Source organism: Arthrobacter sp. (assembly GCF_031179385.1).
In the GTDB taxonomy this organism is placed as follows: Bacteria; Actinomycetota; Actinomycetes; order Actinomycetales; family Micrococcaceae; genus Arthrobacter_D.
Window position 1 is genome coordinate 23784 of the sequence record NZ_JAPSHV010000023.1, and the last position, 6435, is coordinate 30218.

The 6435-nt window shown below is 63.6% G+C and carries 7 protein-coding genes; 4 read left to right on the top strand and 3 right to left on the bottom strand.

The window, feature by feature from the left end:
• Positions 1-50: 50 nt before the first annotated feature.
• The 4 genes from RIF85_RS05670 (at position 51) to RIF85_RS05685 (ending at position 3751) form a co-directional block, all read left to right on the top strand.
• Positions 51-737, top strand: coding sequence for a 3'-5' exonuclease (locus RIF85_RS05670; RefSeq protein WP_309070939.1), 687 nt, complete (start codon positions 51-53; stop codon positions 735-737).
• Positions 738-1048: 311 nt separating this feature from the next.
• Positions 1049-2029, top strand: coding sequence for an ATP-binding cassette domain-containing protein (locus RIF85_RS05675; protein WP_309070940.1), 981 nt, complete (start codon positions 1049-1051; stop codon positions 2027-2029).
• Positions 2026-2781 carry a methionine ABC transporter permease gene (locus tag RIF85_RS05680; RefSeq protein WP_309070941.1) on the top strand — a complete coding sequence of 252 codons (756 nt, stop codon included), beginning with the start codon at positions 2026-2028 and terminating at the stop codon, positions 2779-2781. The genes RIF85_RS05675 and RIF85_RS05680 overlap by 4 nt, the downstream gene beginning before the upstream one ends.
• Before the next feature lie 127 nt (positions 2782-2908).
• On the top strand, positions 2909-3751 hold the full coding sequence (locus tag RIF85_RS05685) for a MetQ/NlpA family ABC transporter substrate-binding protein (protein WP_309070942.1): 843 nt from the start codon (positions 2909-2911) through the stop codon (positions 3749-3751).
• Between the two features lie 104 nt (positions 3752-3855).
• Here RIF85_RS05685 and hemL read toward each other — a convergent pair whose 3' ends face one another.
• From hemL to RIF85_RS05700, 3 genes are all read right to left on the bottom strand, one after another.
• Positions 3856-5178 (bottom strand): glutamate-1-semialdehyde 2,1-aminomutase, encoded by a 1323-nt coding sequence (gene hemL / locus RIF85_RS05690; RefSeq protein WP_309070943.1) that lies wholly within the window; start codon positions 5176-5178, stop codon positions 3856-3858.
• On the bottom strand, positions 5179-6162 hold the full coding sequence (gene hemB / locus RIF85_RS05695) for a porphobilinogen synthase (RefSeq protein WP_309070944.1): 984 nt from the start codon (positions 6160-6162) through the stop codon (positions 5179-5181).
• A 3-nt stretch (positions 6163-6165) separates the two neighbouring features.
• A partial coding sequence (locus RIF85_RS05700) for a uroporphyrinogen-III synthase (RefSeq protein ID WP_309070945.1) occupies positions 6166-6435 on the bottom strand: 270 nt, incomplete at its 5' end.

A 6435-nucleotide genomic window follows, 5' to 3' on the forward strand; every position in this document is an offset into this window, starting at 1 on the left:
CGCGGCGTCGGCGAACAAGATTGTCATACCCGGCGGATACCGTCTGGGCCATGAACAGCTGGCACATGCATCCCAGGGCGGCTTTTGACCTTGAAACCACCGGCCGCGATCCGCTCACTGCGCGCATCGTCACCGCCTCGATCATCCTCGTCGACGGGCAGGGAGAAGTCCTGCACCACCACGAGTGGCTTGCCGATCCAGGCGTGGACATCCCCAGTGAGGCAACATCCGTCCACGGGATCTCCACCAGCACCGCAAGAGAACAGGGAGCACCTGCCGCGCAGGTAGTGCACGAGGTAGCCGAAGTGTTGCGTTGCTACTTTCGGAGGAGCATTCCCGTCCTGGCGTTCAACGCCCGCTATGACTTCACGGTCCTCGCCAGCGAAGGTTCCAGGCATAACGTCTTCACGCCCAACCCATTCCCTGTGCTGGATCCCTATGTCATGGACAAGTACGCGGACCGTTACCGCCGCGGGAAACGAACGCTCAGCGCGACATGCGCCCATTACGGCGTCCCCCTTGAGAACGCGCATACCTCCGCAGCTGACGTCCTGGCCACACTCGGCGTCGGTGCAGTGCTTGCAGACCGGTTCCATCAGCTTCAAAAGCCGGCGCCCGACCTGCATGGATTCCAGGTGACCTGGGCTCGTCGCCAGGCTGAAAGTTTCCAGGAATATCTACGCCGCAGTGACCCAGCAGCGGTGGTCGAGGGCGGATGGCCTGCAATTGCGTGCTGAATCTACAGGCAGGTCACGCAGCAACGGCCCCAAGTAGGTGCCGCTCGTCCATCAGATCGAAGATTATTCGACCCCGCCCCGGGATACTACTTCTTCATAGCCGGCGACGTGATCCCCCGCACTAAATTTCAATCGGATCTTTCGACCGTGCCATACTTGCTTGGCATTACTCTGCGTCCATCCGCGCCGAATTCCGGCCGGCTGAGGACCCATCACACTCCCGAACGACGCCCTGAAGGATGCCGCTTTCCTGCTCGCGGAGTAGCGGAGTTCACAGAGATCCTGTGAACTCCCAGACAGCATGAGGACGAATGATCACAGTCACCAACCTGCGCAAAACCTACCGCCAGGGTGAGCGAACCGTTACAGCACTGGACGACGTCACCCTCGCAGTACCGAAAGGTTCCATCCACGGAATCGTCGGACACTCCGGGGCCGGCAAGTCAACGCTTGTCCGTTGCCTGACACTCCTCGACCGCCCAACCTCGGGATCCGTCGTCATTGATGGTCGCGAACTGACCAGCGTCAAGGATTCTGAGATCCGCACAGCCCGTCGCCGGATCGGCATGGTCTTCCAACACGCCAACCTGATGGATTCCCGGACTGCAGCGCAGAACGTCGCTCATCCGCTCGAGCTTGTAAAGACCCCGAAATCCGAGATCAGCCGCAAGGTCGACGAACTCCTTGGCCTTGTTGGCCTCACCGAGTTCGCTGATGCCTATCCGTCCCAGCTTTCGGGCGGTCAGAAGCAGCGGGTGGGCATTGCCCGCGCTCTGGCTTCGGATCCGGATGTGCTGCTGTGCGACGAACCGACCTCGGCGCTTGATCCCGCGACCACCGAGGACATCCTGACGCTCATCAGGAACCTGACCCGTACCCTGAATTTGACCGTTCTGGTCATCACGCATGAGATGCACGTCGTAAAGCGGATCTGCGACTCGGTCTCGCTTCTTGAGCGCGGCCGAATCATCGAGCACGGACCCCTTCACGAAGTTGTGGGCGACCGCTCCGGCTCCCTGGGGAAGTCCCTGATGCCGTTGCCCTCAAGCTCTCTCGATGCGACCCTGCCCGAGCTTGATCTGCTGCTTGTCGGTGAGACGGCCTCAGCACCGATCCTGTCGGAGTTGACCCGGCGGTTCGACGCCAATGTGAACGTCATCGCAGGAACCGTGGAAACTCTCGCAGGGTCACGTTTCGGCCGACTCCGGGTAGAGGTTGACTCTCCCGTGCCGCTCAGCGAGATCACCGCCTACCTTGAGGGTGCCGGCGTACATGTGGAGGTGGCAGCGTGAATTTCCTCGACAGCCTTTTCGAAAATCCCGGAATCACCCAGGCGCTTCCTGAGGAGTTCCTCGCCACGCTTCAGATGATCGGCATCTCGGGATTCTTCACTCTGCTTATCGGTCTCCCGCTGGGAATCTTTCTGCATACCAGCAGCCCGGGCGGACTCCGGCCGATGCCCGTGACCAACCGCATTGTGAGCGACGTCGTCGTCAACATCACCCGGTCCATTCCCTTCGCCATCCTGATGGTGTCCCTGATCCCGCTCGCCCGGTTCCTGACCGGTTCCTCCATCGGTCCAGTCGCAGCTTCCGTATCCCTGAGCATCGGCGCCATCCCGTTCTTCGCCCGCCTCGTCGAGACCAGCCTGCGTGATGTGTCGTCCGGAAAAATTGATGCTGCGCTGGTTATGGGATCGACGCGTCTTCAGGTGATCACCAAGGTCATGATCGCCGAAGCCCTCCCGTCGCTCATCGCGGCGTTCACCACCACGCTTGTCACCCTTGTCGGATACTCGGCAATGGCCGGAATCATCGGTGGTGGAGGCCTGGGCCGGCTCGCGTATAACTACGGACTCCAGCGGTTCGACACTACGGTCATGGTGGTCATCATCGTGATCATCGTCGCCATCGTGCAGATCATCCAGTTGATCGGCGACCGCCTCGCTCAGCGTGTGGACCACCGGACTGCCGCCACGGCAGGTGCCCGCCGCAGCAGGCGGAACCGTCGTCAGGAAGCAGCCAACAACGTGATCGGCGTCTGAAGGCCCTCCCCCAACTTGCTCCGCCCGCCAGGCGGGGCCGACGACGGCCGGTAGCCGCCAGCCGTCATCCTCCCGGCGTCCACGGTCCCACCCGACCGCCGGTCCAAAGAAAGGAACGCACATCACCATGCGTAAGCAGTTCTCGCTGGCAGCCGCCGGGCTGGCCACACTTCTCACCCTCTCAGCATGCGGTGCGGGCGACAGCGCTCCCGCCGCCGTTGAAACCCTCGACCCCGCCAGTCCGGCCACGGTCACCGTCGGTGCAAGCCCCGTACCCCATGCCCAGATCCTCGAATTTGTCCGCGACAACCTCGCCGAGGGAAGCGGTATCGAACTCGAAATTCAGGAGTTCGACGACTACACCACGCCGAACATCGCGCTGAGCGAGGGCGACCTGGATGCTAACTACTTCCAGCACCTGCCCTACTACGAGAGCCAGGTTGAAAGCCAGGGCTACGAGTTCGCGCACGGTGAGGGCGTCCACATCGAGCCTTATGCTGCGTTCTCCGAGAAGCACGACGACGTCTCAGCAGTACCCGACGGCGGTCGCGTAGCGATCACAAACGACCCCTCGAACCAGGCGCGCGCACTGACGCTGCTCCAGGAAGCAGGCCTGCTCGAGAACATTGAGGCCGACGCTTCGGTGCTGTCCCTGACTGAAGAGCAGAACCCGAAGGGTCTCGAGTTCGTGGAGAACCAGCCCGAACTGTTGCTCAACGACCTGCAGGACCCCACCGTGGACGTTGCAATCATCAACGGCAACTACATCCTGGATGCCGGCCTCAGCACTGAGGACGCCCTGATTGTCGAGTCCGTCGAGAACAACCCGTACGCCAACTTCCTGGCATGGAACGCATCCTCCGAGGGTGATGCGCGGATCGCCAAGCTTGAGGAACTGCTGCACTCCCCCGAGGTGAAGCAGTACATCGAGGAGACCTGGCCGAACGGGGACGTAGCCCCCGGCTTCTAAGCCGCCCGCGGTAATCCGCAAAGATGTACACAGAAGAATGGCCGGCGTACCCTCACGGGTCCGCCGGCCATTACTGTTCCAGGACGTTCCGGACGGATGCCGACCTATACTCCCGACGGCGTAGCGCCCGCGGCGGCTGCAGCCCGAGCGGCTGCGGGCAATGCGGCCACAATGCGTTCCATGGCGGCGTCGTCGTGGGCCGAGGAGAGGAACCAGGCCTCAAAGACAGACGGCGGCAGGTAAACCCCGGAGTCCAGCATTGAGTGGAAGAACGGCGCGTAGCGGAAAGTCTCCTGTGCCTGGGCGTCAGCATAGTTGCGTACGCCGCGCTCCGAGGTGCCGAAAGCAATGCTGAACAGGTTTCCCGCCCGCTGGACAGAATGATCGACGCCGGCCCGCGTGAGCTCCTCCGACACAGCCGCGGACAGCTCCAGCGAACGGGCATCGATCGTGCGGTACACCTCGTCAGTGGCGTGGGTCAGCTGGGCGACACCCGCAGCCATGGCGAGCGGGTTCCCCGAAAGGGTTCCGGCCTGGTAGACCGGTCCCAAAGGCGCCAGATATTCCATGACGTCCGCGCGGCCGCCAAGTGCTGCCGCCGGAAGCCCGCCGCCAATGACCTTGCCGAAGGTCAAGAGATCCGGAGCCCAGCCTTCATCCTTGCCGGTTAGCCCCCAGTAGCCGCCGGGACCCACACGGAATCCCGTTAGGACTTCATCCACGATCAGCAGTGCCCCGTGCTCGGCGGTGATACGCGACAGCGCCGCATTGAAACCGGGGGCCGGTTCGACCACGCCCATGTTCGCGGGAGCCGCTTCGGTGATGACTGCGGCGATCGATCCACCGTGCTCAGCGAACGCCGCTTCGACTGCTGCAACGTCGTTGTACGGCAGTACCAGTGTTTCGGCAGCTGTGGCATCCGTGACCCCTGCAGATCCGGGAAGGGCAAGAGTTGCCACTCCCGATCCGGCTGCGGCGAGGAGCCCGTCAAGGTGACCGTGGTAGCAGCCCGCGAACTTCACGATGAGGTTCCGGCCCGTGTAGCCGCGCGCCAGGCGCACTGCCGTCATGGTGGCTTCGGTCCCGGTCGAGACCATCCGGATGCGTTCGACGGCGGACACCCGCTCGCGGACCAACTGCGCCAGGTCGGCTTCAGCCGGGGTCGATGCGCCGAAGGACAGTCCCCTGTCCGCGGCACGGTGAACGGCCTCGAGCACGGCCGGATGGGCGTGTCCAAGGAGCGCCGGGCCCCAGGAGCAGACGAGGTCAACGTACTCGCGGCCGTCGGCGTCCGTCACATACGCCCGCTGCGCAGACACCAGGAATCTCGGCGTGCCGCCGACCGAGCCGAAGGCCCGCACCGGCGAGTTCACCCCACCGGGCATCAGGGTCTGTGCGCGCGCAAACAGGTCTTCGGACTGTGTCATTTACTTGCTCTCCTTCAGCCAGGTGGCCAGTTCAGTTGCCCAGTACGTGAGGATGATCTGCGCGCCGGCACGCTTGATTCCCAGCACTGATTCCTCGATGGAACGACGCCGGTCGATCCAGCCGTTCGCGGCGGCCGCCTCGATCATGGCGTACTCTCCCGAGATCTGGTAAGCCGCAACAGGGACGGGCGACATCGCGGCGACATCCGCCACGATATCGAGGTAACTCATGGCCGGCTTCACCATCACCATGTCGGCACCTTCCTCAAGATCGAGCTTGACCTCGACGAGGGCCTCCCGGCGGTTGGCCGCGTCCATCTGGTAGGTCCGGCGGTCGCCGGTCAGCTGCGAGTCCACCGCTTCCCGGAACGGTCCGTAGAAAGCCGAAGCGTACTTGGCGGCGTAAGCCAGGACGGCGGTCTCCTGATGACCGGCTGCGTCGAGAGCCTGGCGGATGACTCCTACCTGGCCGTCCATCATGCCTGAGGGGCCAAGGACGTGGGCACCCGCCTCAGCCTGTACAACGGCCATCTGTGCGTAGAGGTCCAGCGTGGCATCATTGTCCACAGCACCATCGGCATCCAGTACGCCGCAGTGCCCGTGATCGGTGAATTCATCCAGGCAGACGTCGCTCATCACGACGAGGGCATCCCCCACCTCCGAGCGCACATCAGCGATAGCCCGGTTCAGGACGCCGTCGGGGTCGAGACCGGCGCTGCCGGTGGCATCACGCTGGGCCGGTATACCGAAGAGCATGATGCCTCCGACGCCGAGATCCGCAGCTTCGACGGCGGCGCGCTTCAGTGTGTCGGTGGTGTGCTGGACGACGCCGGGCATCGAGCTGATAGCGGCAGGCTCACTCAGGCCCTCCCGGATGAAGGCGGGCAGAATCAGCTCAGACGGGCTGAGACGGTTCTCAGCGGTGAGCCGGCGGATAGCCGGGGTCGAGCGAAGTCGGCGTGGCCGGTGCTGAGGGAAGCTCATGGGTCAGGTCCTCTTCCGATGATTGACGACGGCGTTGCTCACCGCATCTGCGATTCCTGTTGGGCTGGGGGACGCGGCTATTGCGTCGATCCTTAGTCCGAGGGCGGAGGCGTCCCGCTCCGTCCGTCGCCCGATCGCGACTGTCATCACGGTCTCGGGCAGGGTTCCCATCATGGCATGCAGGCGCCCGGCGATGCTGGGCGAGGTAAGCACGACGGCGTCAATCGTCCCGTGCAGTATCCCCTCCGACAGCTCCTCCCGCGTCACCGTTCG